The following is a 22,069-nucleotide window of genomic DNA, read 5'->3' on the forward strand; positions in this document are numbered from 1 at the left end:
GCGGACCGGTCGCGCGGAGGTCCGGTGTCTCGCTCACACGCCGCCGCTCCGGCGGTAGGCGAGGTCTCGGATCTCGCGCCCGACCCGCATGCCCTTGCGTTCGAAGGCCGTCAGCACCCGCCCGTCGAACCGCGGCGCCCAGTCGCCCTCGAACGACCGCGCGAACCCGTCGGCGCCGTCGAGGACGTCGCGCATCTGCAGCGCGTAATCCTCCCAGTCGGTCGCGAGACGCAGCACTCCCCCGGGACGGAGAGCGGATGCGGCGATCCCGGCGAACTCGGCCGTGACGAGGCGTCGCTTGTTGTGCTTCTTCTTGTGCCACGGGTCGGGGAAGAACACCCACAGCTCGCTCAGTGCGCCGGCGGGCAGGAGGTGACGGAGGACCTCGGGCGCGTTCGCCTCGACGAGGCGGAGGTTCTCGACACCCGCGCGCTCGGCGTCCAGCATCGTGCGCGCGAGGCCCGCGGCGAAGACCTCGACCGCCAGGAAGTCGGTGTCGGGTGCGGCCTCCGCGGCGTGCACGATGGCGTGCCCCTGTCCGGATCCGATCTCGGCGATGAGCGGTGCCATGCGCCCCCAGACCGAGGCCGGGTCGATGACCGTCCCCGGCCGGACGCTGGTGGCGGCCTCGTCGCGGTCGACGTCGAGGACGAAGGCGGGCGCGAGCTCGCGCCACGCGCGCTCCTGGGCCTCCGACATCCGACCGCTCCGGCGGACGAACGAGACGGGGCGGTCGCGGAATCCGCGGGAGGGGACGGGGCTCGGCGACGCGGTCTCGGACACTCCCCCAGGCTACCGGCGGGGTGCCCCGCCGACGGTGCGGCGTCAGTCCACGGCGGTGACGAAGTCGATGAGCTCCTCCACCCGGCCGAGCAGCTCCGGCTCGAGGTCGCGGTAGGAGTGGACCGAAGCGAGGATCCTCTGCCACGCGCGGGCGAGGTCGGCCTGATCCCGCGCGGGCCACCCGAGCGCGCGACAGACCCCGACCTTGTACTCGATGCCGCGGGGGACGTCGGGCCAGCGCTCGATGCCGACCGCGCGCGGGGTGACACACTGCCAGACGTCCACCCACGGGTGGCCGACGATCTTCACGTGGGCGCCGTGCGGGCCCCGGGCGACCGCGTCGGCGACGCGGGACTCCTTCGATCCCGGGACCAGGTGATCGACCAGCACGCCGTACCGGCGCGCGGCCGAGGGCGGCTCGTCGTCGAGGGTGGCCTGGAGGAGGTCCACGCCCTGCAGGTACTCCACGACGACACCCTCGACGCGCAGGTCGTCGCCCCACACCTTCTCGACCAGCTCGGCGTCGTGCCGGCCCTCGACGAGGATGCGGCTCGCGCGGGCGGTGCGGGCACGGGCCTCGGGCGCCGCGAAGGAACCGGATGCCGTGCGGCGGCGGCCCGCGGGCGCCGTGGGCGCCGGGGGGATGAGGACGACGTCCGCGCCGTCGATGAGGAAGCCCGCGCCGAGGGGGAACAGGCGCCGGCGCCCGAGCCGGTCCTCGAGCTCCACCATGCCGCCGGAGACCGCCGTCACGGCGCCGCAGAAGCCGTCGTCGGCGACCTCCACCACGGTGTCGCGCGCCGCTTCCACCCGCGCGAGCTTCTTCGCCGCGCGCTGCTTCCACCCGGCTGCCAGCACGTCGGTGCCGTATCGATCGTCCATGCGTCCTCCGCCACGGCACGCTACCCGCATAGCAGGTCGTGGGTGGCCCGACCCGCGGGAACGCCGAGAGGATCCCGGCGGACTTCCGCGGTATGCGCGGCGGTGCATAGACTCGCCCCGTGGGTCGGGAACGGCTCTCACCGAAGGGGGATCTCCATGCGCGCACGGTGGGCGGCGATGCTCGCGCTGGTGCTCGCGCTGGTGTGCGTCCCCGCGACCGCCGCGTCCGCGACGCCCCCGGTCGACCTCGGCTCCGGTTACGTCCTCGACGACGCCGGCGTGCTCTCCAGTGCCGACGCGGATGCCGCCGAGGAACGCCTCACGCAGCTGCGCGCGGAGACCGGCGTCGACCTCTGGGTCGTGTTCGTGGACACCTTCACCGATCCGGATTCGTCGGAGGCGTGGGCGAACGAGACGGCCGACCGCAACGGTCTCGGACCGACGCAGTACCTCATGGCCGTCGCCGTCGACAGCCGGCAGTTCTACATCTCCGGCGACAGCGAGGGCCCGGTCACCTTCGACCAGCTCGGCGCCATCGAGCAGCAGGACGTGCAGCCGGCGCTGGCCGCCGAGGACTGGCTCGGCGCGGTCGACGCCGCGGCGGCCGGGATCACCGCGGCCACCGGGAACGGTGCCGGGGGCACGGGCGGATCCGACGGCGGGTCCGGAGGCGGCATCCTCACCGTGATCCTCGCGATCGCCGCGGTCGGTGCCGCGATCGCCGTCATCGTGGTGTTCGTCCGGCGACGCCGTTCCGGTGTCGGCGGGGGTGCCGTGGGCACCTCCGGTCCCCCGGCCGTGCCGACGTCCGAGCTCACCCGCCGCGCGGCTTCCGCTCTGGTGGAGATGGACGACGCGATCAAGACCAGCACGCAGGAGCTCGGGTTCGCCACGGCCCAGTTCGGCGAGGCGGCCACCGAGGAGTTCTCCCGCGTCCTCGCCGAGGCGCGGGCCGACCTCGACAAGGCCTTCGAGATCCAGCAGACCCTCGACGACGAGACCCCCGACTCGGATGCCGAGGTGCGGGCCGCCACCACCCGCATCATCGAGCTGTGCGAGGGGGCCGGGGCGCGCCTCGACGACAAGGCCGAGGCGTTCGACGAACTTCGCCGCCTCGAGCAGAACGCGCCCGAAGCCCTCGCGCGGGTGCAGGAGGAGCGCGAGCAGGTGCTCGGCGCCCTCGCGACGGCCGACGCGACCCTCGCGCGGCTCCGCGGGTCGTACGCCGACGAGGCGCTGGCGGCGGTGGCGGACAACCCCTCCCAGGCGCGGTCACGGATCGAGTTCGCGGACGAGCAGATCGCGATCGCGACCGCCGCGATCGGCGCCGGGCGCGGCGGAGAGGCCGCCGTCGGCATCCGCGCGGCCGAAGAGGCCGTCTCGCAGGCGCGCCTGCTCGAGCAGGCCGTCGAGGCCCTCGCCGTCGATCTCGTCGAGGGTGAGCGCGGCGCGCAGGCGCTCATCACCGAGCTCGAGCGGGACATCGTCACCGCCTCCACGCTCCCCGACGGCGACGGACGTGTCGCCGCGGCGATCGCCGCCACCCGGACGCAGATCGACACCGCCCGCGAGAACCTCGCCGGCACGGCGCGGCGCCCGCTGGCGATGCTGCAGGGCCTGGAGTCGGTCGACACGCAGATCGATGCCGTGGTGCAAGGGGTACGCGACGCCGAGGCGGCCGCCCAGCGCGCACGGCAGATGCTCGCCCAGCACCTGTTGCAGGCCCAGGCCCAGGTCTCCGCGGCCGAGGATTACATCACCGCCCGCCGTGGCGGCGTCGGCGCCGAAGCACGCACGCGCCTCGCCGAGGCCGGCGCCTCCCTCGTGCGCGCCCAGCAGCTTCAGGCCGCCGATCCCGCGCAGGCGCTCCAACAGGCCCAGCGCGCCGAGCAGCTCGCCGCGCAGGCGATGCAGCGCGCGCAGGCCGACGTCGGAGCCTTCTCGGCCGGCCCTGCGCAGGGCGGCGGCGGCAACGGGATGATGAGCGCGGTCCTCGGCGGCATCGTCATCAACTCCCTCCTCGGCGGCGGTTCGTCCCGCGGCTCCTCCGGAGGATTCGGCGGCGGCTTCGGCGGCTTCAGCGGCGGCGGCGGCCGATCCGGGGGCGGGATGCGTCCCGGCAGCTTCGGCGGCGGCGGCACCCGCGGTCGCCGAGGAGGTGGTCGCTTCTGATCCGCCGCGACCGACGCGGCGCGCCGCGCCGCGGCATCCGCTTCTCCCCTCATCTCGATCGTTCGACAGGAAGGAACACCATGGCCAAGCAATCCATCTTCGGTCGCATCTCGACCCTCATGAAGGCCAACATCAACGCGCTTCTCGACTCCGCCGAGGACCCGCAGAAGATGCTCGACCAGCTCGTGCGCGACTACACCAACTCCATCGCCGACGCCGAGGCCGCCATCGCCGAGACGATCGGCAACCTGCGCCTCCTCGAGCGCGACCACCAGGAGGACGTCCAGGCCGCGGCCGAGTGGGGCAACAAGGCCCTCGCCGCCAGCCGCAAGGCAGACGAACTGCGCGGACAGGGCAACACCGTCGACGCCGACAAGTTCGACAACCTCGCCAAGATCGCGCTGCAGCGTCAGATCAGCGAGGAGAACGAGGCGAAGTCGATCGCCCCCACCATCGCCGCGCAGACCGAGGTCGTCGACAAGCTCAAGGACGGCCTCAACGGCATGAAGCAGAAGCTCGACCAGCTGCGCTCCAAGCGCAGCGAGCTGCTCTCGCGGGCCAAGGTCGCCGAAGCGCAGAACAAGGTCCACGACGCGGTCAAGTCGATCGACGTCCTCGACCCGACGAGCGAGCTCGGCCGGTTCGAAGACAAGGTCCGCCGCCAGGAGGCCCTTGCTCAGGGCAAGCAGGAGCTGGCCGCGTCGAGCCTCGACGCGCAGTTCACGGCGCTGGAGGATGTCGGCGAGCTGACCGAGGTCGAGGCGCGCCTGGCGATGCTGAAGTCCGGCGGAACCGCCCCCGCCGCGATCAACGCGCCCACCACCCCGTGACCCGTGGCCGTGGGGCGTCGATCATCGCGATCGGCGCCCCACGGCGCATTCCGGGTGCGATGTCGGAGCGAGCGGAAGGAGACCGCCGATGACGCGGTTCATCGTCGTCCCCCAGTGGCAGGGCAGCGCGTCGTCGCGCGCGATGCAGCTGATCGACGGCGCGGAGGCCCTCGCGGGGGATCTTCCGCGGCCGCGCACCGTCGTCGTCGACGTGCCCATGGAGGCCGGGGAGGCGCTCGACACCGGGGTGCTGCGGGCGAGCTCGCTCCGCCGCATCCGTGCGCAGCTCGACGCGGCCCTGGAGCTGTCCGCAGAGCCGGTCCTCACCGTCGGCGGTGACGCCGGCGTCGCCCCGGCCGCGATCGCGCACGCCGCCGCGCGGTGCTCGCGGCTCGCGGTGCTGTGGGTCGCCGCGCATCCGGCGCTCCACGATCCGTCGTCGTCGCCCAGCGGCGCGTTCGAGACCATGGCGCTCGGCGCGGTGCTCGGGCGCACGGATGCCGGACTCGGCCTCGCCCCCGGCACCGTCGCTCCCGAGCGGGTGCTGCTGGCGGCGGCGCGGGCCGCGGACACGGCGGAGGAAACGGTGGCGGCGGCGCTCGGCATCCTCTCGTTCATGATCCCGGGCGACACCGACGGGCTCCTCGCCGCGCTGTCGGGTATGGACGCCGACGGGCTCTACGTGCACGTGGACGTCGCCGCCCTCGACCCGTCCGCGGTCACCGGGATGGTGCGTCCGGTGCCGTTCGGCCCGAGTGTGACGGAGCTCACCGCCGCCGTCGCCGGCGCGCGGGAGAGGGTTCCGCTCGTCGGTGCGTCGCTGAGCGGCTACTCCCCCGCCTCGGCAGCGGTCGCAACCGATGACCTCGGCCCGCTGCTGCGGATCGTCGGAGCGCTCGCGTGAACACCGCGCAGGCGGCCGCCGCCGCGCACGCCCTCGCCACCGGGCGTCGGATCGACCGCTGGATCCCGCCCGTGCTACTGGATTCGCCGATCAGCCGGCTCGGCTACCTGTACGGCTGCACCGTCGGCTGGGTGTGGGGGACGCTCTGGAGCACAGGTCGGGTGCAGCGCCGCGGCGGGCTGTGGGTGTTCCGCGGTATGCCGCGCTGGACCTTCCCGCGCGGCGGCGTGTGTGTGGGCGGATGCTTCCTCACCGGGAGCGGCGCGATCGACGATCGGCTGCTGCGCCACGAAGCGGTGCACAAGCGCCAGTGGCAGCGGTACGGCTTCCTGATGCCGCTCCTCTACGCCCTCGCAGGGCGCGACCCTCTGCGCAACCGCTTCGAGATCGAGGCGGGGTTGGAGGACGGGCGGTATCTGCCCCGCCGCCGCGGGACGACGCGGATGGAGCCGGTCGCGCGCTGAACGCGATGACACCGGGTCGAGATCGGCGGCGCCGGGTCGGTGGCCCGCGTCGGTTGCCGCGGGTCAGCGGCGGGCGGTGAGTCCGAAGCGCTCGGGCGCGTGGACGCGCTCGGCCGGGATGCCGAGGTCGGTGAGGTGGTCGACGATGTCCGCGGTACCCAGGTAACCGCCGAGCAGGTGGATGCGGGTCTGGTCGTCGTCGGCGCAGAGCATCTCGTCGGCCCATGCACCGACCGCGCGAGCCAGGGCGAGGCCCGGCGTGCAGGCGCGGGCGGAGCCCGGGGCGCCCGAGCGACGGGAGCGGTCGAGCCACGTGACCGTCATGCGTGCCGGGGCGCGGAGCGCGAAGACGTGCGACGCGTCGGACACCTCGATGAACACGCGGCCCGTGGAGCACAGGGGGAGCGTGGACAGCAGCGTCTCGAGCTCGACCAGCGACGACTCGTCGGCGGTGATGAGGTGCTGCACGCGCGTGTGACGGGAAGCCCGGCACGCGGCGGCGGAGTGCTCGGTGCTGTGCGACATGATGCGTCCAGCATAACCCCGATGAAGGGTTGCCTTACCTCACTCGGGGATTTCCACGACGCCGATCCCGGATCAGCAGCCTTGCCGTCGTGAGCCGTCGCAGGGGTCGGCGCGATCGGGTCAGCGGGCGACGAGCACCCGACCGAGTTCGACGACTTCGTCGTCGCTCAGTCCGTGCGCGAGCAGATAGTCGCGCGCGGATCCGTACTCGGCGTCGATGCGACCGAGCAGCCGTTCCATGACGTCGGCGGGCGACCCCGCCACGAGCTGTTCGAGGTTCGTCGACCCCGGATGCTGCGCGCGCAGCCAGTCGATGACGGCGCGCGTCCGCTCAACGGGGAGGAGCGCCGCGGTGCGCGCGTAATCCGCAACCACCTCGTCGCGGTCGACACCGGCCGCCGACAGGGCGACGGCGACCGTCACACCGGTGCGGTCCTTCCCGACCGTGCAGTGCACGAGCACCGGCTGATCGACGACCACGGCACGCACCGCCCGGACCACCGCGTCGGATGAGTCGTCGACGATCCGCCGGTACATCTCCTCCAGCCCGATGTCCTCGGCGAAGAACGACGTCACTGATCCGAGGAACAGCGGCACGCGCTCCACCGGCACCGCCGCCGGAAGCCGACTGGGGTTCGCGTCGACCTCCGCCGCATCACGCAGATCGACGACGCGGCGGAGCGACAGCCGGGACAGCGCCGCGACACCGTCGTCGGCGAGGTGCGCCAGCGTCCCGGACCGGTAGAGCGTCCGCTCCCGCGTGATCCCGCCGCCTGCGCGGAGTCCGCCGACGTCGCGCAGGTTCATCGACCCCGCGACCGCGGCGAGGTCGACCGGTTCCCCGCTCACCACGCGGACCCCGCGGCGGCGTCGCGATCCTCTCCCTGGAGATCTTCGCGCGGCGGCACCGCGTATCGCCCCGCGATCGCGACCCGGTTGAAGGCGTTGATGGCCACAAGGATCCAGCTGAGCGCGACGTACTCGTCCTCGCTGAGGATCCCGCCGACCCGGTCGTACAGCTCGTCGGACACCCCTCCGTCGTGGATGCGGGCGTACGCCTCCGCCAGCTCCAGTCCCGCGCGCTCGCGGTCGGTGAAGACCCCCGACTCCCGCCACACCGGAATCTGGGCGATGACGTCGGCGCCGAGGCCGATCTTCGCCGCGCGGTCGACGTGGACGCGGACGCAGAACGCGCACCCGTTGATCTGCGACGTGTGGATCTGCACGATCTCGCTCAGCCGCGGCTCGATCGCACTCGACGCCGCGAGCGACCCCACGGTCGTGGAGAACGCGGCGAGCGCCTTGTAGGCCGCGGGGGCCGAGCGGGACAGATGCACGCGCGATTCCGGACTCATGCCGTCAGCCTACCCACGCGCGGTGGGGCCTCGACGGGACAGAATGGGCGGATGACCGAGCCCGAGAACGAGTTCTCCTTCCTCCCCGCGCAGGCCTCGGACGCCGGCGCGACCGGTCCGCTCCCCCGCGCCGAACGCCTGTCGCTGGCCCTCGCCGATGGCCGGACGCTGAGCGCGCTGCGGTACACCCCTGTCACCGCGACGACGGGTCCCGCGATCACCTTCCTCCACGGGGCGGGTCTGAACGCCCACACCTGGGACACCACGATCCTCGCGCTCGGGCTCCCCGCGCTCGCGATCGACCTCCCCGGCCACGGCGACTCATCCTGGCGGGACGACGCCGCGTACGTCGCCCGGGTCCTCGCTCCGGACGTCGCGGCGGGGATCCGCGCGTGGACCGACGGCCCCCAGGTGCTGGTCGGGCACTCGCTCGGCGGCCTCACCGCGGCGGCCGTCGCGGCATCCGCTCCCGACCTCGTGCGCGACCTCGTCGTCGTCGACATCACCCCCGGCATCGATCCGAACGGCGGCGCCGCCCAGCTGCGCGCCTTCTTCGCCGGCCCGACGGACTGGGCCAGCCGAGACGAGGTCGTCGACCGGGCGCTCGCGTTCGGCCTGGGCGGCGGGGCGCGTGAGAAGGTCGCGCGCGGCGTCTTCTTCAACACCCGGATCCGCCCCGACGGCCGCGTGGAGTGGAAGCACCACTTCGCCCGCCTCGCCCACGACGCCGCCGACGCCGGCGGTCTCTCCGACAGCCCTCGCGCCGAGCGCACCGACGCCGTCGCGGCGGTGCTCGGAACGACGGGATGGGAGGACCTCGCCGCCGTCACCGCGCCGATCACCCTCGTGCGCGCCGAACGGGGATTCCTCACCGACGACGACGAGCAGCAGTTCCGTGCGCACCTCCCGGCCGCCCGGATCGTGCGGATGGATGCCGGTCACAACGTGCAGGAGGATCAGCCGCGGACCCTCGCCGCCCTCGTTCAGAGCATCTAGGCTGGTCTATCGCGGTCTGCACCCGAGCGGCCCGCGCCCCCTCGGTCCCGTCGTGTCCGGATGACACGGCCCCCTGAAAGGACGGGCATGCTCCGCCGCACCACCCTGGCCGCATCGACGATGACCCTCGTCGGCGCCCTGGCCCTCAGCGCCTGCACCGTCCCCCCGGCGCCCGCCCCGACGTCGACGGGCACCCCCGATCCGAACGCGTCGGTCGCCATCCGCCTCGTGCTCGAGCCGAGCAATCTCGACATCCGTCTGACCGCCGGCGCCGCCCTCGACCAGGTCCTCGTCGACAACGTCTACCAGGGACTCGTGGCACGCACGCCCGAGCAGGAGATCGTTCCCGCGCTCGCGAGCGACTGGGAGATCTCGCCCGACGGCCTCACCTACACGTTCACCCTGCGCGAGGGCATCCTGTTCCACAACGGGCAGGAGCTCACCCCGGAAGACGTGGTGTGGTCGTTGACGACGCGCCGCGGCGACGCCGAATGGCGCGACTCCGCCCGGCTCGCCGGAGTGCAGGAGATCACCGCCGACGGCCAGGAGATCACCCTCACCCTCGCCGAGCCCGACTCCTCGCTGCTGTGGAACCTTTCCGGTCGCGCGGGCATCATCCTCGACGAGCAGACCGACGTCGACTACAAGACCGCCGCGAACGGGACCGGTCCCTTCGCCCTGGAGTCCTGGCTCCGCGGCGACAGCATCGTGCTCACGCGGAACGCCGACTACTGGGGCGAGCCGGCCGGCGTCGCCGAGGTCGTCTTCGACTACATCCCCGACAACCAGTCCGCACTGAACGCCGCCCTCGCCGGCGAGGTGGACGTCGTCACCGGGTTCGACGCGAACCTCGCGCCGCAGATCGAGGCGGAGGGCACCTTCGCCCTCGAGATCGGGCCGTCCACCGACAAGGCGACGCTCGCGTTCAACCAGCAGGCCGGATCGCCGCTGGCGGACCAGCGCGTGCGCCAGGCGATCCGTCAGGCGATCGACCACCAGGCGTTCGTCACCGCGCTCGGCGCGGGAGAGACGCAGTACGGCCCGATCCCGGAGCTGGACCCCGGCTACGAGGACCTGTCGGACCTCGCCCCCTACGACCCGGAGGCGGCCCGTGAGCTCCTCATCGCCGCCGACGCGGAAGATCTCGAGCTGACCCTGACGATCCCGAACTTCTACCCGACCACCATCCCCCAGGTGCTCGTGTCGAACCTCAACGAGGTCGGCATCGAGCTGCGTGTGGAGTCGGTCGACTTCTCGACGTGGCTCAACGACGTCTACGTCAACCGCGACTACGACCTGAGTTTCGTGCTCCACACCGAGGCGCGGGACTTCGAGAACTGGGCGAACCCCGACTACTACTTCACCTACGACAACGCAGAGGTCCAGGAGCTCTACGCCGACGCCCTGGCGGCGACCGACCCCGCCGAGGTCGAAGACCTCCTCGCGGAGGCGGCGCGCATCGTCTCCGAGGACGCGGCGGCCGACTGGCTCTACAACGGCGCCTCGGTCGTGGCCGTCGGCACCGGGATCGACGGGATGCCGACCACCAACGTCAACGAGCGGATGAACCTGACCGCCCTCACCAAGAGCGACGGGTGATCCGATACGCCCTGACGCGCACAGCCCTGCTCCTGCTCGGGCTGTTCGTCGCCAGCGCGGTCATCTTCCTCACCCTGCGGGTGCTTCCCGGCGACGTCGCCCAGCTCATCGCCGGCACCGGGTCGACCCCGGAGCAGCAGGAGGCCATCCGCGCCCGGCTGGGCCTGGACCGCCCCCTGCCGCTCCAGTACCTCGAGTGGCTCGGAGGCCTCCTGCGCGGCGACCTCGGCACCTCGCTCCTGACCGGCACCGGCGTCGGCGAGGAGCTCGTGCGCCGAGCCGCCGTCACGGTGCCGCTCGGCATCCTGTCGCTGCTGATCGCCCTCGCCGTGAGCCTCCCCCTCGGCGTCGTCTCGGCGGTCCGACGTGCACGGGCCGACGGCGTGGCGTTGAGCGTGGGCGCGCAGGCCCTTGCGGCGGTCCCCGTGGTCTGGGCGGGCATGATGCTCGTCGTCGTCTTCGCCGTCTGGCTCGGATGGCTTCCGGCGCAGGGCTTCCCTCGCGAGGGGTGGGCGGACCCCGGGGCCGCGCTCCGGGCGCTGATCCTCCCCGCCCTGACGATCGGACTGATCGAAGGCGCGATGCTCCTGCGGTTCGTGCGGTCCGCGACGCTCTCGGCGCTCGGCCAGGACCACGTCCGCGCCGCGGCCGCGCGCGGACTCACCCGCACCGCGGCCCTCGTCCGCCACGGCCTCCCGGTCGTCGGGCTCTCGGTGGTGACGGTCCTCGGTCTGCAGATCGCCGGCATCATCGTCGGCGCGGTCGTCATCGAGCAGCTGTTCACCCTCCCCGGGATCGGCCGGATGCTCGTGGCCGACGTGGCGGCCCGCGACCTCCCCAAGGTGCAGGGCGCGCTGGTGGCTCTGACCGGCTTCGTCCTCCTCGTCGGCTTCGTCGTCGACCTCACGCACCGCGCCCTCGATCCTCGTCAGCGGGAGACCGCATGAGCCGCGCCGTGCTCCGCCGACAGCGCCGTGCCCGCCTCCGCGCGCGCCGCTGGGGCTGGCTCGGGCGCCTGTGGGCGCTCGGAACGGGACGCTTCGGACTGCTCGTGGTCGCCGCCGTCACCCTCACCGCTCTCGTCGCCGCCGTCTGGACGCCGTTCGACCCGCAACAGGTGGACCTCGCCGCGCGGTGGAGCGCGCCGGGTCTGGACCACCCGCTCGGGACGGACGGGTCGGGGCGCGACATCCTGAGCCTGCTGATGGCGGGAGCCCGCACGACGATCTTCGTCGCTGTCGGCGCGGGCCTGATCGCGACGGCGCTCGGCCTCGTCCTCGCCGCGCTCGGCGCGCTCACGACCCGGGTCGTCCGGGAGTCCGTGGCGGTGCTGATCGACATCCTCATCGCGTTCCCCGTGCTCCTCATCGCGATGATGATCTCCGCGGTCTGGGGAGGATCCCTCGCCGTGGTCATCTGGTCGGTCGGCATCGGGTTCGGGGTCAACATCGCCCGTGTCACCCGGCCGGAGCTGCGCCGCGTCCTCCACAGCGACGTGGTGCTGGCGGGGAAAGCGGCGGGCCTGACGCCCGTCCAGAACCTCGCGCGCCACCTCCTCCCCCACGTCGCCCCGGTGTTCATCGTCCAGCTGTCGTGGGGCATGGCCGTCGCCGTCCTCGCCGAGGCGGGACTGTCGTACCTCGGGTTCGGTGCGCCCGTCACCGACCCGTCGTGGGGGCTCCTCCTCGCCGAGCTCCAGCAGTACCTCACGGTCTACCCGCTGTCGGTGCTGTGGCCGGGGCTGGCCATCACCGGCACCGTGCTGGGCCTGAACCTCCTCGGCGACGGCCTCCGCGAGGCGACGGACCCGACGCTGCGCACCGCACGGGGCGCCGCCCGCGCCGCGCGGACCCACATGCCGGAGGTGGTGGCATGAGCCTCTCCGTGCAGGACCTGACGATCGACATCGGCGGACGCCGGGTCGTGGACGGCGTGTCCTTCACCGTGCCCGACGGTGCACGGGTGGGCCTCATCGGCGAGTCGGGATCGGGGAAGTCACTCACGGCCCTTGCGATCCTGGGACTGCTGCCGGACGGCGCGACCGTCGGCGGTCGGATCCTCTGGGACGATCGCGATCTCCGCGACCTCGACGACCGCACGCTCGCCCGCATCCGCGGTCGTGAGATCGGCATGGTGTTCCAGGAGCCGCAGACGGCGCTGAACCCCGTCCGGCGAGTGGGGCGGCAGATGACCGAGTCGCTGCGCATCCACACCGGGATGTCGCGCGCGGACGCCGCGTCGCGCGCGATCGAGCTCGCGGAGCGGATGGCGCTCCCCGACCCCGCCCGGATCGTCCGCCGCTACCCGCACCAGCTCTCCGGCGGTCAGCGTCAGCGGGTCGCCCTCGCGGCCGCCCTCTCCTGCGCACCGCGCCTCATCATCGCCGACGAGCCGACCACGGCCCTGGACGTCACGGTGCAGGCCGGCATCCTGACGCTCCTGCGCGACCTCGTCGAGGACGAGGGACGCGGGCTGCTGTTCATCACGCACGACCTCGCCGTCCTGTCGCTGGTCGCCACGCGCGGCGTCGTCCTGCACCGAGGACGCGTGGTGGAGGACGCGCCGGTGCAGGCCCTCCTCACCGCCCCCGCCTCGGAGATCACGCGGGGACTCCTCCGCGATGCCCGGGCGACGTCCTGGTCGCCGCAGACGCAGACACCGTCCGAGACACCGCAGGGCGAGGAGCGGCGATGACCCCCGTCTCCGCATCGCCCCTGGTACGCGCCCGGGCCCTGACCCGCACCTATGCCGGCGCTCGGGAGCGGCCGTTCGGCCCGCGCCCGGTCACCACGGCACTCCACGACGTCGACCTGGACATCCGCGCGGAATCCTCCCTCGGCATCATCGGCGAGTCCGGATCCGGCAAGTCCACACTGGTGCGGCTCCTCGCCGCCCTCGACGCCCCGACGTCCGGCACCGTCGAGGTCGACGGGCGTCCGGTGGATGCTGCGGGGTCGGCCCGGTCGCTCCACTGGCTCCGCGCGCTCACCGGCATCGTCTTCCAAGACCCCTACGCCTCCCTCGATCCCCGCATGAGCGTCGGCCGGATCGTAGGCGAGCCGCTGTGGGCGCTGGGCGCGCCGGGCGACCACCGCGCCCGGGTCGAGGAGGTCCTCCTCCGCGTAGGTCTGGATGCCGAGGCGGCCGAGCGCTTCCCCCACGAATTCTCCGGCGGCCAGCGTCAGCGCATCGCACTCGCACGGGCGATCGTGCACCGCCCGCGCCTCCTCCTCGCCGACGAGCCGCTGTCCGCGCTGGACGTGAGCGTGCGGGCGCGCATCATCGATCTGCTGGCGCGGCTGCGGACGGAGGAGGATCTGACCCTCGTCCTCGTCTCGCACGACATCGGCGTCGTGGCCCACGTGTGCGACGAGATCGCCGTCATGAAGGACGGGCGTATCGTCGAGCGCGGACGCACCGCCGACGTCCTCGAACGCCCGCGGCATCCGTACACGCGCGAGCTCCTCGCGGCGGCTCCCGTGCTCCCGCCGGCCCCCGACGGCGCTGCGCGCGACCGAGAGGATGTCGGCCGCCGCGACTAAGGTCGGTCCATGGTCGCCGCGATCGTTCCCCCGTACCTCCTGGCCCGCCTCGCCGCGGCGCCGCCCGAGCGCTTCGCCCACGCCGCCCACGCCGCGCGGGCGACGCTGGCGGTGGTGCGCGAGTACCGCCCGGGACGCACCCGACTGCGCCTGTCGATCGACGCCGACGGCGCCCTCGTGGCCGAGACCGCGCCGGGCCCGGACCGCGCGATCTCCGACACCGAGAACCGCGAGCGTCTCCCCGGCCGTCTCGTCCGACGCGAGGACGACCCGGCGACCTCCGACACCGCCGTCGACGAGGCCTTCGACGGTCTCGGCGCCACGTACGACCTGCTGTGGGATGCGTTCGCGCGCGACGGCCTGAGCGGGCGCGGCGACGAACTCCCCGCCACCGTCCACTACGGCGTCGACTACGACAACGCCTTCTGGAACGGCGAGCGCATGGTCTTCGGCGACGGCGACGGCGAGGTGTTCACCGGATTCACCCGCTCGCTCTCGGTCATCGCCCACGAACTCGCCCACGGGGTGATCGACGCCGAGGGAGGTCTCGACTACCGGGGGCAGTCCGGCGCGCTGAACGAGTCGTTCGCGGATGTCATCGGGGCCCTCGCCGAACAGCATCTGCGCGGGCAGACCGCCGCCGAAGCGTCCTGGCTGATCGGGGAGGGCATCTTCACCGCCGCGGTCCAGGGGCGTGCGCTCCGCTCCCTCGCCGCACCCGGCACGGCCTACGACGACGACGTCCTCGGTCGCGACCCCCAGCCGGCGCACATGCGCGACTTCGTCGTCACCGACGACGACAACGGCGGCGTGCACATCAACTCCGGCATCCCCAATCGGGCGTTCCACCTCGTCGCCCTCACCCTCGGCGGATTCGCGTGGGAGCGTGCCGGGCGGATCTGGTACCGCACGCTCGCGGCGCGGGAGCTCCCCACGGACGCCGACTTTGCGGCGTTCGCGGCCGCCACCGTGCGCACCGCCGTCAGGGAGTACGGTGGGCAGTCCGAGGAGGCACGCGCCGTCCGGGCCGCGTGGGCGGAGGTCGGCGTCGACAGCGATGAACGACCCGTCCCCTGAACCGACCGACGCCGAACGCGCAGAGGCGGGCGCGCTCGAGGTCGAGGTGACGCGATCCGGCGGGATGGCGGGCATCCGCCGTCGATGGCACGCCGTCGCCGTCGCCGACGATCGGCCCCGGTGGGACGCGCTCCTCGCGCGCTGTCCGTGGGAGGACGCACCGGAGGAGACGGCGGGGGCCGACCGGTTCGTGTGGCGGATCCGGGCGTCGTTCCCCGGCGAGGCGCCGCCCGAACGGACGGCCCGCCTTCCGGAGTCGGCGCTCGTCGGTCCGTGGCTGGAGGTGGTCCGGGCGGTTCAGTCCGCCGCGGAGCGCCCCTGATCCTCAGCGCCCGAAGAGCTTGCGCTTCTTCTTCGGGCTCAGCGACTTCTGCAGATAGATCGTCCCGAGCCACCGGCCGAACTTGAAGCCGACGCGGCCCATGCGGCCCACCTCGGTGAAGCCGAGCTTCTCGTGGAGGGCGACCGAGCCCTCCGCGCCCTTGTCGCTGATGACGGCGACGATCTCGCGGATCCCCTGCTCCTCGCAGGCCTCGATGAGCGCCTCCAGCAGGGCTCGTCCGAGTCCTTTCCCGGTGGCGGCCTGGCCCAGGTAGATCGAGTTCTCCACCGTGTAGCGGTACGAGGACTTGCCCGACCACGGCGCCACCAGGGCATAGCCGAGGATCTGGCCGGAGGGCGACTGCGCGACGATGAACGGCAGGTCGAGCTTGCGCAGGTGCGCGACCTTGTCTCGCCATTGCGCGAGCGACCACTTCTTCTCGTCGAACGTCACCACCGAGTTGGTGACGTAGTAGTTGTAGATCTCGCGGATGTCGGGGACATCGCGGTCTTCGACCGGACGGATGACGTACGAGAAGGCCGGCTCCGGGGCGGGGCGGCGGCGCAGGTGCCAGGGCAGACGGCGGCGATCGCGGTCGTATTCCTCCTCGAGCATGGCGAAAGCCTACGCGGCGCCGGCGGGACCGGCGTCGGCTGCGGGATCCGGGGTCGGGATCCGCCACTCCACCGGCGACGCGCCCTGCTCCTCGAGGAGCGCATTGGCTCGGGAGAACGGCCGGGAGCCGAAGAATCCGCGCCGGGCGGACAGCGGTGACGGATGCGCGGAGGCGATGATCGCGGTCTCCCCCAGGAGCGGACGGAGGGAAGCGGCATCCTTCCCCCACAGGATCGCGACGAGCGGGCGATCGCGCGCGACCAGCGCGCGGATCGCGCAGTCCGTGACGTTCTCCCACCCCCACCCGCGGTGCGAGCCCGGCGCACCCGGTGCGACCGTCAGCACGCGGTTGAGCAGCATGACGCCCTGCGCGCTCCACGCCGACAGGTCGCCGTGCGGCAGGGGCTCGGCCCCCAGATCGTCGACGAGTTCGCGCGAGATGTTGCCGAGACTCCGCGGCAGCGGGCGGACGGCGGCGTCCACGGCGAAGGAGAGTCCGATCGGATGCCCCGGTGTCGGGTACGGGTCCTGCCCGACGATGAGCACCTTCACCTCGGACAACGGGGCCGCGAATGCGCGCAGCACGTCGCGGCCCGCGGGGAGGTACCCCCGGCCGGCCGCGGTCTCCGCGCGGAGGCGGTCGCCGAGCGCGGCGATGTCGTCGGCGACGGGCGCCAGCGCCTCCGCCCACCCGGGATCGATGAGGCCGTCCGCGGCGAGTCCTGCGAGATCCCGGGGCTCGAGGGCGGCATCCCCCGTCGTCGATTCGTCGTGTCCCACGACCCGTCCTTCCTCGCGGCTGTGCGCGCGCGGGGACCCAGCCTAGAGCGAGCCGCGGTGTTATCCTCAGCGCGTGTCCCGCGCCTCCGCCGCCGCCGACCGCCTGCGCGGCTCCGCGCTCGGCATCACCGCCGGCCTCATCGGCTGGTTCGTCCTCGTCGAGGTCACCAGCGGCATCCTGCAGGGGTTCTACGTCCCCCTCTTCAGCGACATCGTGATCCGTCTCGGGGTCACCGACGCCGACGTGAACTGGTTCGAGGCGGCACAGCTGCTGCTGTCGGCGATCGTGGTGCCCATCCTCGCCAAGCTCGGCGACATGTACGGGCACAAGAAGATCCTGCTCGTCTCGGCGATCCTCACCGCCGGAGCCAGCTGGTGGCTCGCTTTCGCGGGCGACTTCTGGTCGTTCCTCATCGCGTGGGCCCTCCAGGGCTTCTACGTGGTGTGGCTGCCGCTCGAGATCGCGCTCATCTTCGAACGCGGACGCCGGCAGAACCGCGGCGTCTCGTTGACCCGCCGCGCCGCGGGGCTCCTCGTGGTGGGGCTCCAGGCCGGCGCGATCATCGGGGCGCTCGCCGCGGGACGCATCTTCGCCGCGACCGGCGGCGACCTGGCGCTCACCCTCACCATCCCGGCGATCGCGGTCACCCTCACGTGCGTCGTCATCGCCGTCGCCGTCCCCGAGTCCGAGCCCGTGCGGGGTCGACGACTGGACACGTGGGGGTTCGTCATCCTCACCCTCGCCCTGCTCCTCCTCACCAGCGCGCTGACGTTCCTGCGACTGAACGGCGCGGGCTCTCCGGTCGTGTGGATCCTGCTGGCGCTCGGCATCGCGATGCTCGTGGTGTTCGTGCGCTTCGAGCTGCGACAGGACGACCCGGCGATCGACATCCGCGTCCTCCGCCGGCCGGAGATGTGGCCGGTCCAGGCCACCGCCTTCCTCGTCGGGATCAGCCTCCTCGGCGCCCAGGGACCGCTGTCGACCTACGCCGGGACCGATCCGGCGCTCGGATACGGGCTGGGCCTGGACGCGACCGGGCGGTCGAACGTCATCGGCGTGTACCTGGTCTCCCTCATCGTCGGAGCCGTGCTGTTCGCCGTGACCTCCCGGCGGGCGAGTCCGCGCCTGATCCTCATCGGCTCCGCCGCGCTGGTCGGCATCGGGTACACACTCTTCCTGCCGTTCCATCAGGAGCTCTGGCAGGTCCTGCTCAACCTCGCGATCGCCGGGCTCGGCTCAGGCGCCCTCGTCGGGGCGATGCCCGCCGCGGCCGCCGCCGCGGCACCCCAGGGCCAGACGGGCGTCGCATCGGCGCTGACCAACACGACCAAGACCATCGGCGGCACGTTCGCATCCGCCGTCTTCGGCGTCGTCCTCGCCGCCGGGGCGGGGATCGTCGCGAGCGAGACCGCGGCGTCCCTCGGCGGTTACATGGCGGTGTGGTCCATCTGCGCCGCGGGCGGATTCCTCGCCGCGGTGCTGCTCGTCTTCGTCCCCCGCGTCGCGTTCGCCGATGAGGTCTCCGCCGAGGTCACCGCGAGCGCGTGATCGGGAGCGCGTGAGCGCCGCCCGGCGGGCAGGGGCTACGCCGTGCGCGGGCGGAGCGGCCCGCGAGCCAGAAGATGCTGCGCCGACTGCGCGACGGGGCGCATCGTCACGAGGTCCAGGTTCACGTGGGCGGGCGCGGCGAGCGCGTAGGCGATCACGTCGGCGACATCGGTCGCCGTGAGCGGCGCCTCCACGCCCTCGTAGACGCGCTCGGCGCTCTGCGCGTCGCCGCGCAGGCGGTTCAGGGTGAACTCCTCGGTCTGCACCATGCCCGGGGCGACCTCCACGACCCGGATCGGCTCGCCGTTCAGCTCCAGACGGAGCGCATGCACGAGCATCGCCTCCCCCGCCTTCGCCGCGTTGTAGCCGGCTCCACCGACGTACGCCGTCTGCGCGGCGGTCGAGGTGACGAAGACGGTGTCGGCGTGACCCCTCTCATCCGCCGCGGCGCGCAGCTGCGGCAGCAGGCCGGCGACGAGGCGCTGGGCGGAGAGCACGTTCACCTCGAACATCCACTGCCAATCCTCGGCGGCTCCGTCCTCGACGCGATCCGCCCCGCGCGCACCACCGGCGACGTGCACGAGCGCGTCGACGCGCCCGGTCTCGGCGAGCCAGCCGACGAGAGCGTCGACGTCGGCTGCCGAGGTCAGATCCGCGGCGTACGCACGGATGCCGATCTCCTCTTCCAGGCGACGCAGGCGCTCCGCGCGGCGCGCGACGCCGACCACGTCCCATCCGGCGGTGCGCAGGGCCCGCGCCGTCGCCTCACCGATCCCCGAGCTCGCTCCGGTCACCACCGCACGTCTGATCGTCATGGCCTCCACGCTACCCATCGCGGACGGCGCGGCCGGGAGGCCGGTTCGTTACGTCACATTTCCCGATCGTTGTCGCCGCGGCATCCGTTCCCTACTGTCGGTAACGACCGGGTGCGTCCGCCCCGGCGCCCAGACCCTGCAGGAGCAAGCCATGTCCGCACCCGAGAACTGGCGTTTCGAGACCAAGCAGATCCACTCGGGCGCGCAGCCCGACCCGGTGACGAAGGCTCGTGCGACCCCGATCTACCAGACGACCTCGTACGTCTTCGACAACGCCGACCACGCCGCGAACCTCTTCGCCCTGGCCGAGTTCGGCAACATCTACACCCGCATCCAGAACCCGACGCAGGATGTCGTGGAGCAGCGTCTGGCGGCGCTGGAGGGCGGGACCGGAGCGCTGCTGGTCGCGAGCGGCCAGGCGGCGGAGACCTTCGCGGTGCTGAACATCGCCGAGGCCGGCGATCACATCGTCTCGTCGAGCTCGATCTACGGCGGCACCTACAACCTCTTCAAGTACACCCTCGCCAAGCTCGGCATCGAGACGACGTTCGTGGAGAACCAGGACGACCCCGAGGAGTGGCGCGCGGCCGTCCGCCCGAACACCAAGCTGTTCTTCGCCGAGACCATCGGCAACCCGAAGATCAACGTGCTCGACATCCGCACCGTCGCCGACGTCGCCCACGAGGCGGGTGTGCCGCTGATCGTCGACAACACCATCGCGACGCCCTACCTCATCAAGCCGTTCGAGCACGGCGCCGACATCGTCATCCACTCGGCGACGAAGTTCCTCGGCGGGCACGGCACGGTCATCGGCGGCGTCATCGTCGACGGCGGCAGCTTCCCGTGGTCGCAGAACGTCGACCGGTTCCCCGGCCTCACGGTCCCCGACCCCTCGTACCACGGCGCCAGCTACACCGCCGCCGTCGGCGACCCCCTCGCGTACATCATCAAGGCCCGCGTGCAGCTGCTCCGCGACCTCGGCGCGGCCATCTCGCCGCAGTCGGCGTGGCTGCTCATCCAGGGGATCGAGACGTTGTCACTGCGCATCGAGCGCCACGTGCAGAACGCCCAGGAGATCGCCGAGTGGCTCGAGGGTCGTGACGACGTCGCCTCGGTGAACTACTCGGGCCTGCCCACCTCCCCGTGGTACGCCGCGGCGAACACCTACGCGCCGAAGGGCGTCGGTGCGGTGCTGTCGTTCGAGCTCAAGGGCGGTGTCGAAGCCGGTCGCGAGTTCGTCAATTCCCTGTCCCTGTTCAGCCACCTCGCCAACATCGGCGACGTGCGCTCACTGGTCATCCACCCGGCATCCACCACGCACTCGCAGCTGACTCCCGAGCAGCAGCTCACCGCGGGCGTCACACCGGGCCTCGTGCGCCTGTCGGTGGGTCTGGAGAACATCGACGACCTGAAGGCCGACCTCGACCAGGCCCTCGCCGCCGCGCGTCGCGTGTCGGAGGCCGCACGCGCCTGACGCAGGACGCCGCGCACACGACGGATGCCCCGGGCCTCAGGTCCGGGGCATCCGTCGTGTCGGGGGCCGTCGCGATCAGACGGACTTCGCGAGCGTCTGCAGCGCGATCACGAGCAGGCCGAGACCGAGGAGCAGCGCGAAGACACCCAGGCGTGCGGGCACGGTCAGGCGGGAACGCCGGACGGCGAGCCAGCCGATCACGGCGAGGGTGGCGATGTATCCGAACGCGGCGAGGTCGAGGGCGAAGCCGAGATCGAGCACCCCGATCCAGGCGAGGGCGAGGAGGACGGCCGGCGTCACGACCGTCGCGAACCCTCCCCCGGCGACGCGGAGCATATGGCGCCACTCCGCGCGGTGCGGAGCCGTCTGCTCGGTGAGCATGGTGGAGATGACCTCCGACACGAACCCCGCGACGGTGATCCCGACGACTCCCAGGAGGAGGGCGAGGAACGCGTGCTCGGGCTCGGGATGGTCCGAGCCGGACACGACCAGGACGATGGCGAGTCCCGTGAAGGACGCGTAGATCCGCTCACGGAGGTAGGCCGAGTACGTGGCCGGCTCGGACTCGCGATCGGGCAGCCGGCTGCGGGAGCGGCGGCGCGCATCGTCCATGGGCGAGAGCTTACGCGCGCATCTTCGGCCGCACGTGTCCGAGGCCGCCGTCGACGCCCAGGACCTGGCCGGTGATCCAGTGGTTCGCCGGATCGAGGAGGAACACCACGGCGCGCGCGACGTCCTCCGGCTCGCCCAGCCGGCCGAGAGCGTGCATCGCCTCGGACACCTTCCGCGACTGCTCGCTCGCCGTGAGTCCGGCCGTCAGCGGCGTCTGGGTGAGCCCCGGGGCGACGGCGTTGATGCGCAGGTTCTGCGCCGCGTAGCTCGCCGCGGCCGACAGGGTGAGTCCGATGACCCCGGCCTTCGCGGCGGCGATGGCGTCATGGTTGGACAGTCCCGCCATCGCGGCGGCGGAGGACACCAGGACGACGGAGCCACCGCCTCGAAGGTGACGTCCCGCCGCGCGGACCGTGGCGAAGGCGGTCGTGAGCGACGCCGCCACGATGTCGTCGTACTGCGCGCGCGAGGTCAGATGAGCGGGCTTGAGGAGCATCGACCCGGCGAAGCACGCGACGCCGTCGACGTCGCCGGCCTCGGCGATGACGCGATCGACGGCGTCGAAGTCGGTGGCGTCCAGTTCGGCATCCGGTGTGATCTTCTCGCTGTTGCGAGCGGTGGTGACCACGTCGTGCCCTGCACTGCGCAGGAGTTCGGCGGTGGCCTGACCGATGCCGCTGGAGGCGGCGATGAGGAGGAAGCGGGACATGACCACATTCTGACGGCCCGGTCAGGGGCCCGGGGTCGTCGCGGGGAAGTTCCCCGGCGTAACA

24 protein-coding genes are annotated in these 22,069 nt (G+C 72.5%); 14 read left to right on the forward strand and 10 right to left on the reverse strand.

Annotated features, from left to right (window positions below):
* Nucleotides 1-33: 33 nt before the first annotated feature.
* Nucleotides 34-699: a tRNA (guanosine(46)-N7)-methyltransferase TrmB gene (trmB, locus tag KZC50_RS14840; protein ID WP_375294618.1), complete on the reverse strand. Its 666-nt coding sequence runs from the start codon at nucleotides 697-699 to the stop codon at nucleotides 34-36.
* 126 nt (nucleotides 700-825) lie between these two features.
* Nucleotides 826-1,665 (reverse strand): DUF3097 family protein, encoded by an 840-nt coding sequence (locus KZC50_RS14845; RefSeq protein WP_301132605.1) that lies wholly within the window; start codon nucleotides 1,663-1,665, stop codon nucleotides 826-828.
* A 156-nt stretch (nucleotides 1,666-1,821) separates the two neighbouring features.
* On the opposite strand from KZC50_RS14845, the gene KZC50_RS14850 reads away from it, so the two are divergent.
* The 4 genes from KZC50_RS14850 (at nucleotide 1,822) to KZC50_RS14865 (ending at nucleotide 6,035) form a co-directional block, all read left to right on the forward strand.
* Nucleotides 1,822-3,837 carry a TPM domain-containing protein gene (locus KZC50_RS14850; protein ID WP_310892156.1) on the forward strand — a complete coding sequence of 672 codons (2,016 nt, stop codon included), beginning with the start codon at nucleotides 1,822-1,824 and terminating at the stop codon, nucleotides 3,835-3,837.
* 80 nt (nucleotides 3,838-3,917) lie between these two features.
* A complete protein-coding gene (locus KZC50_RS14855) occupies nucleotides 3,918-4,667 on the forward strand; it encodes a PspA/IM30 family protein (RefSeq protein ID WP_292705527.1) in 750 nt (249 codons plus the stop codon).
* Nucleotides 4,668-4,755: 88 nt separating this feature from the next.
* Nucleotides 4,756-5,571, forward strand: coding sequence for an arginase family protein (locus KZC50_RS14860; RefSeq protein WP_310892157.1), 816 nt, complete (start codon nucleotides 4,756-4,758; stop codon nucleotides 5,569-5,571).
* The gene (locus KZC50_RS14865; RefSeq protein ID WP_301132602.1) at nucleotides 5,568-6,035 is read left to right on the forward strand and encodes a Fe-S oxidoreductase; all 468 of its coding nucleotides are present in this window, start codon (nucleotides 5,568-5,570) and stop codon (nucleotides 6,033-6,035) included. The genes KZC50_RS14860 and KZC50_RS14865 overlap by 4 nt, the downstream gene beginning before the upstream one ends.
* A gap of 63 nt (nucleotides 6,036-6,098) precedes the next feature.
* On the opposite strand, the gene KZC50_RS14870 is transcribed toward KZC50_RS14865, so the two are convergent.
* The 3 genes from KZC50_RS14870 to KZC50_RS14880 form a co-directional block, all read right to left on the reverse strand.
* Complete coding sequence (locus KZC50_RS14870) at nucleotides 6,099-6,560, reverse strand: SIP domain-containing protein (protein ID WP_236968324.1); 462 nt, start codon at nucleotides 6,558-6,560, stop codon at nucleotides 6,099-6,101.
* Between the two features lie 120 nt (nucleotides 6,561-6,680).
* Nucleotides 6,681-7,409 (reverse strand): tyrosine-protein phosphatase, encoded by a 729-nt coding sequence (locus tag KZC50_RS14875; protein ID WP_231717959.1) that lies wholly within the window; start codon nucleotides 7,407-7,409, stop codon nucleotides 6,681-6,683.
* The gene (locus tag KZC50_RS14880) at nucleotides 7,406-7,915 is read right to left on the reverse strand and encodes a carboxymuconolactone decarboxylase family protein (RefSeq protein WP_301132600.1); all 510 of its coding nucleotides are present in this window, start codon (nucleotides 7,913-7,915) and stop codon (nucleotides 7,406-7,408) included. Before KZC50_RS14880 ends, KZC50_RS14875 begins: the two co-directional genes overlap by 4 nt.
* A gap of 51 nt (nucleotides 7,916-7,966) precedes the next feature.
* Between KZC50_RS14880 and KZC50_RS14885 the strand changes: the two genes are divergently transcribed.
* From KZC50_RS14885 to KZC50_RS14920, 8 genes are all read left to right on the forward strand, one after another.
* The gene (locus tag KZC50_RS14885; protein WP_236968321.1) at nucleotides 7,967-8,911 is read left to right on the forward strand and encodes an alpha/beta fold hydrolase; all 945 of its coding nucleotides are present in this window, start codon (nucleotides 7,967-7,969) and stop codon (nucleotides 8,909-8,911) included.
* An 87-nt stretch (nucleotides 8,912-8,998) separates the two neighbouring features.
* Nucleotides 8,999-10,510 (forward strand): ABC transporter substrate-binding protein, encoded by a 1,512-nt coding sequence (locus KZC50_RS14890; RefSeq protein ID WP_310892158.1) that lies wholly within the window; start codon nucleotides 8,999-9,001, stop codon nucleotides 10,508-10,510.
* Nucleotides 10,507-11,457, forward strand: a complete 951-nt coding sequence (locus tag KZC50_RS14895) for an ABC transporter permease (RefSeq protein WP_236968319.1) — start codon at nucleotides 10,507-10,509, stop codon at nucleotides 11,455-11,457. The genes KZC50_RS14890 and KZC50_RS14895 overlap by 4 nt, the downstream gene beginning before the upstream one ends.
* Entirely contained in the window at nucleotides 11,454-12,386 is a 933-nt protein-coding gene (locus KZC50_RS14900; RefSeq protein ID WP_310892159.1) for an ABC transporter permease, read from the forward strand. Before KZC50_RS14895 ends, KZC50_RS14900 begins: the two co-directional genes overlap by 4 nt.
* A complete protein-coding gene (locus tag KZC50_RS14905) occupies nucleotides 12,383-13,204 on the forward strand; it encodes an ABC transporter ATP-binding protein (RefSeq protein ID WP_310892160.1) in 822 nt (273 codons plus the stop codon). Before KZC50_RS14900 ends, KZC50_RS14905 begins: the two co-directional genes overlap by 4 nt.
* The gene (locus KZC50_RS14910; RefSeq protein WP_310892161.1) at nucleotides 13,201-14,052 is read left to right on the forward strand and encodes an ABC transporter ATP-binding protein; all 852 of its coding nucleotides are present in this window, start codon (nucleotides 13,201-13,203) and stop codon (nucleotides 14,050-14,052) included. Before KZC50_RS14905 ends, KZC50_RS14910 begins: the two co-directional genes overlap by 4 nt.
* A 9-nt stretch (nucleotides 14,053-14,061) precedes the next feature.
* Nucleotides 14,062-15,129 carry a M4 family metallopeptidase gene (locus KZC50_RS14915; protein WP_310892162.1) on the forward strand — a complete coding sequence of 356 codons (1,068 nt, stop codon included), beginning with the start codon at nucleotides 14,062-14,064 and terminating at the stop codon, nucleotides 15,127-15,129.
* Nucleotides 15,110-15,451 carry a protealysin inhibitor emfourin gene (locus KZC50_RS14920; protein ID WP_310892163.1) on the forward strand — a complete coding sequence of 114 codons (342 nt, stop codon included), beginning with the start codon at nucleotides 15,110-15,112 and terminating at the stop codon, nucleotides 15,449-15,451. The genes KZC50_RS14915 and KZC50_RS14920 overlap by 20 nt, the downstream gene beginning before the upstream one ends.
* A gap of 3 nt (nucleotides 15,452-15,454) precedes the next feature.
* Here KZC50_RS14920 and KZC50_RS14925 read toward each other — a convergent pair whose 3' ends face one another.
* Together KZC50_RS14925 and KZC50_RS14930 are read right to left on the reverse strand one after the other, a co-directional pair.
* Nucleotides 15,455-16,066 carry a GNAT family N-acetyltransferase gene (locus tag KZC50_RS14925; RefSeq protein ID WP_310892164.1) on the reverse strand — a complete coding sequence of 204 codons (612 nt, stop codon included), beginning with the start codon at nucleotides 16,064-16,066 and terminating at the stop codon, nucleotides 15,455-15,457.
* 9 nt (nucleotides 16,067-16,075) lie between these two features.
* Nucleotides 16,076-16,846, reverse strand: a complete 771-nt coding sequence (locus tag KZC50_RS14930; protein WP_310892165.1) for a uracil-DNA glycosylase — start codon at nucleotides 16,844-16,846, stop codon at nucleotides 16,076-16,078.
* Nucleotides 16,847-16,919: 73 nt separating this feature from the next.
* Here KZC50_RS14930 and KZC50_RS14935 point away from each other — a divergent pair, with 73 nt between their 5' ends.
* Entirely contained in the window at nucleotides 16,920-18,395 is a 1,476-nt protein-coding gene (locus KZC50_RS14935; protein ID WP_310892166.1) for an MFS transporter, read from the forward strand.
* Nucleotides 18,396-18,430: 35 nt separating this feature from the next.
* Here the strand turns inward: KZC50_RS14935 and KZC50_RS14940 are convergent, their stop codons facing one another.
* Nucleotides 18,431-19,210, reverse strand: a complete 780-nt coding sequence (locus KZC50_RS14940; RefSeq protein ID WP_301132586.1) for an SDR family oxidoreductase — start codon at nucleotides 19,208-19,210, stop codon at nucleotides 18,431-18,433.
* A 151-nt stretch (nucleotides 19,211-19,361) separates the two neighbouring features.
* On the opposite strand from KZC50_RS14940, the gene KZC50_RS14945 reads away from it, so the two are divergent.
* Complete coding sequence (locus tag KZC50_RS14945) at nucleotides 19,362-20,684, forward strand: bifunctional o-acetylhomoserine/o-acetylserine sulfhydrylase (RefSeq protein ID WP_301132584.1); 1,323 nt, start codon at nucleotides 19,362-19,364, stop codon at nucleotides 20,682-20,684.
* 75 nt (nucleotides 20,685-20,759) lie between these two features.
* On the opposite strand, the gene KZC50_RS14950 is transcribed toward KZC50_RS14945, so the two are convergent.
* On the reverse strand, nucleotides 20,760-21,296 hold the full coding sequence (locus KZC50_RS14950; RefSeq protein WP_310892167.1) for a hypothetical protein: 537 nt from the start codon (nucleotides 21,294-21,296) through the stop codon (nucleotides 20,760-20,762).
* 10 nt (nucleotides 21,297-21,306) lie between these two features.
* A complete protein-coding gene (locus KZC50_RS14955) occupies nucleotides 21,307-22,005 on the reverse strand; it encodes an SDR family NAD(P)-dependent oxidoreductase (RefSeq protein ID WP_310892168.1) in 699 nt (232 codons plus the stop codon).
* Between the last annotated feature and the right edge of the window lie 64 nt (nucleotides 22,006-22,069).

Source organism: Microbacterium aurantiacum, assembly GCF_031625015.1.
Taxonomy (GTDB): Bacteria; Actinomycetota; Actinomycetes; order Actinomycetales; family Microbacteriaceae; genus Microbacterium; species Microbacterium aurantiacum.

What these genes read in the sequence shown, in the direction of transcription:
- KZC50_RS14850 (WP_310892156.1), top strand. Translation starts at nt 1,822, where the DNA reads ATGCGCGCACGGTGGGCGGCGATGCTCGCGCTGGTGCTCGCGCTGGTG.
- KZC50_RS14845 (WP_301132605.1), bottom strand. Translation starts at nt 1,665, where the DNA reads ATGGACGATCGATACGGCACCGACGTGCTGGCAGCCGGGTGGAAGCAG.
- trmB (WP_375294618.1), bottom strand. Translation starts at nt 699, where the DNA reads ATGTCGGAGGCCCAGGAGCGCGCGTGGCGCGAGCTCGCGCCCGCCTTC.
- KZC50_RS14900 (WP_310892159.1), top strand. Translation starts at nt 11,454, where the DNA reads ATGAGCCGCGCCGTGCTCCGCCGACAGCGCCGTGCCCGCCTCCGCGCG.
- KZC50_RS14880 (WP_301132600.1), bottom strand. Translation starts at nt 7,915, where the DNA reads ATGAGTCCGGAATCGCGCGTGCATCTGTCCCGCTCGGCCCCCGCGGCC.
- KZC50_RS14945 (WP_301132584.1), top strand. Translation starts at nt 19,362, where the DNA reads ATGTCCGCACCCGAGAACTGGCGTTTCGAGACCAAGCAGATCCACTCG.
- KZC50_RS14860 (WP_310892157.1), top strand. Translation starts at nt 4,756, where the DNA reads ATGACGCGGTTCATCGTCGTCCCCCAGTGGCAGGGCAGCGCGTCGTCG.
- KZC50_RS14920 (WP_310892163.1), top strand. Translation starts at nt 15,110, where the DNA reads ATGAACGACCCGTCCCCTGAACCGACCGACGCCGAACGCGCAGAGGCG.
- KZC50_RS14925 (WP_310892164.1), bottom strand. Translation starts at nt 16,066, where the DNA reads ATGCTCGAGGAGGAATACGACCGCGATCGCCGCCGTCTGCCCTGGCAC.
- KZC50_RS14940 (WP_301132586.1), bottom strand. Translation starts at nt 19,210, where the DNA reads ATGACGATCAGACGTGCGGTGGTGACCGGAGCGAGCTCGGGGATCGGT.
- KZC50_RS14870 (WP_236968324.1), bottom strand. Translation starts at nt 6,560, where the DNA reads ATGTCGCACAGCACCGAGCACTCCGCCGCCGCGTGCCGGGCTTCCCGT.
- KZC50_RS14890 (WP_310892158.1), top strand. Translation starts at nt 8,999, where the DNA reads ATGCTCCGCCGCACCACCCTGGCCGCATCGACGATGACCCTCGTCGGC.
- KZC50_RS14905 (WP_310892160.1), top strand. Translation starts at nt 12,383, where the DNA reads ATGAGCCTCTCCGTGCAGGACCTGACGATCGACATCGGCGGACGCCGG.
- KZC50_RS14950 (WP_310892167.1), bottom strand. Translation starts at nt 21,296, where the DNA reads ATGGACGATGCGCGCCGCCGCTCCCGCAGCCGGCTGCCCGATCGCGAG.
- KZC50_RS14855 (WP_292705527.1), top strand. Translation starts at nt 3,918, where the DNA reads ATGGCCAAGCAATCCATCTTCGGTCGCATCTCGACCCTCATGAAGGCC.
- KZC50_RS14885 (WP_236968321.1), top strand. Translation starts at nt 7,967, where the DNA reads ATGACCGAGCCCGAGAACGAGTTCTCCTTCCTCCCCGCGCAGGCCTCG.
- KZC50_RS14915 (WP_310892162.1), top strand. Translation starts at nt 14,062, where the DNA reads ATGGTCGCCGCGATCGTTCCCCCGTACCTCCTGGCCCGCCTCGCCGCG.
- KZC50_RS14955 (WP_310892168.1), bottom strand. Translation starts at nt 22,005, where the DNA reads ATGTCCCGCTTCCTCCTCATCGCCGCCTCCAGCGGCATCGGTCAGGCC.
- KZC50_RS14910 (WP_310892161.1), top strand. Translation starts at nt 13,201, where the DNA reads ATGACCCCCGTCTCCGCATCGCCCCTGGTACGCGCCCGGGCCCTGACC.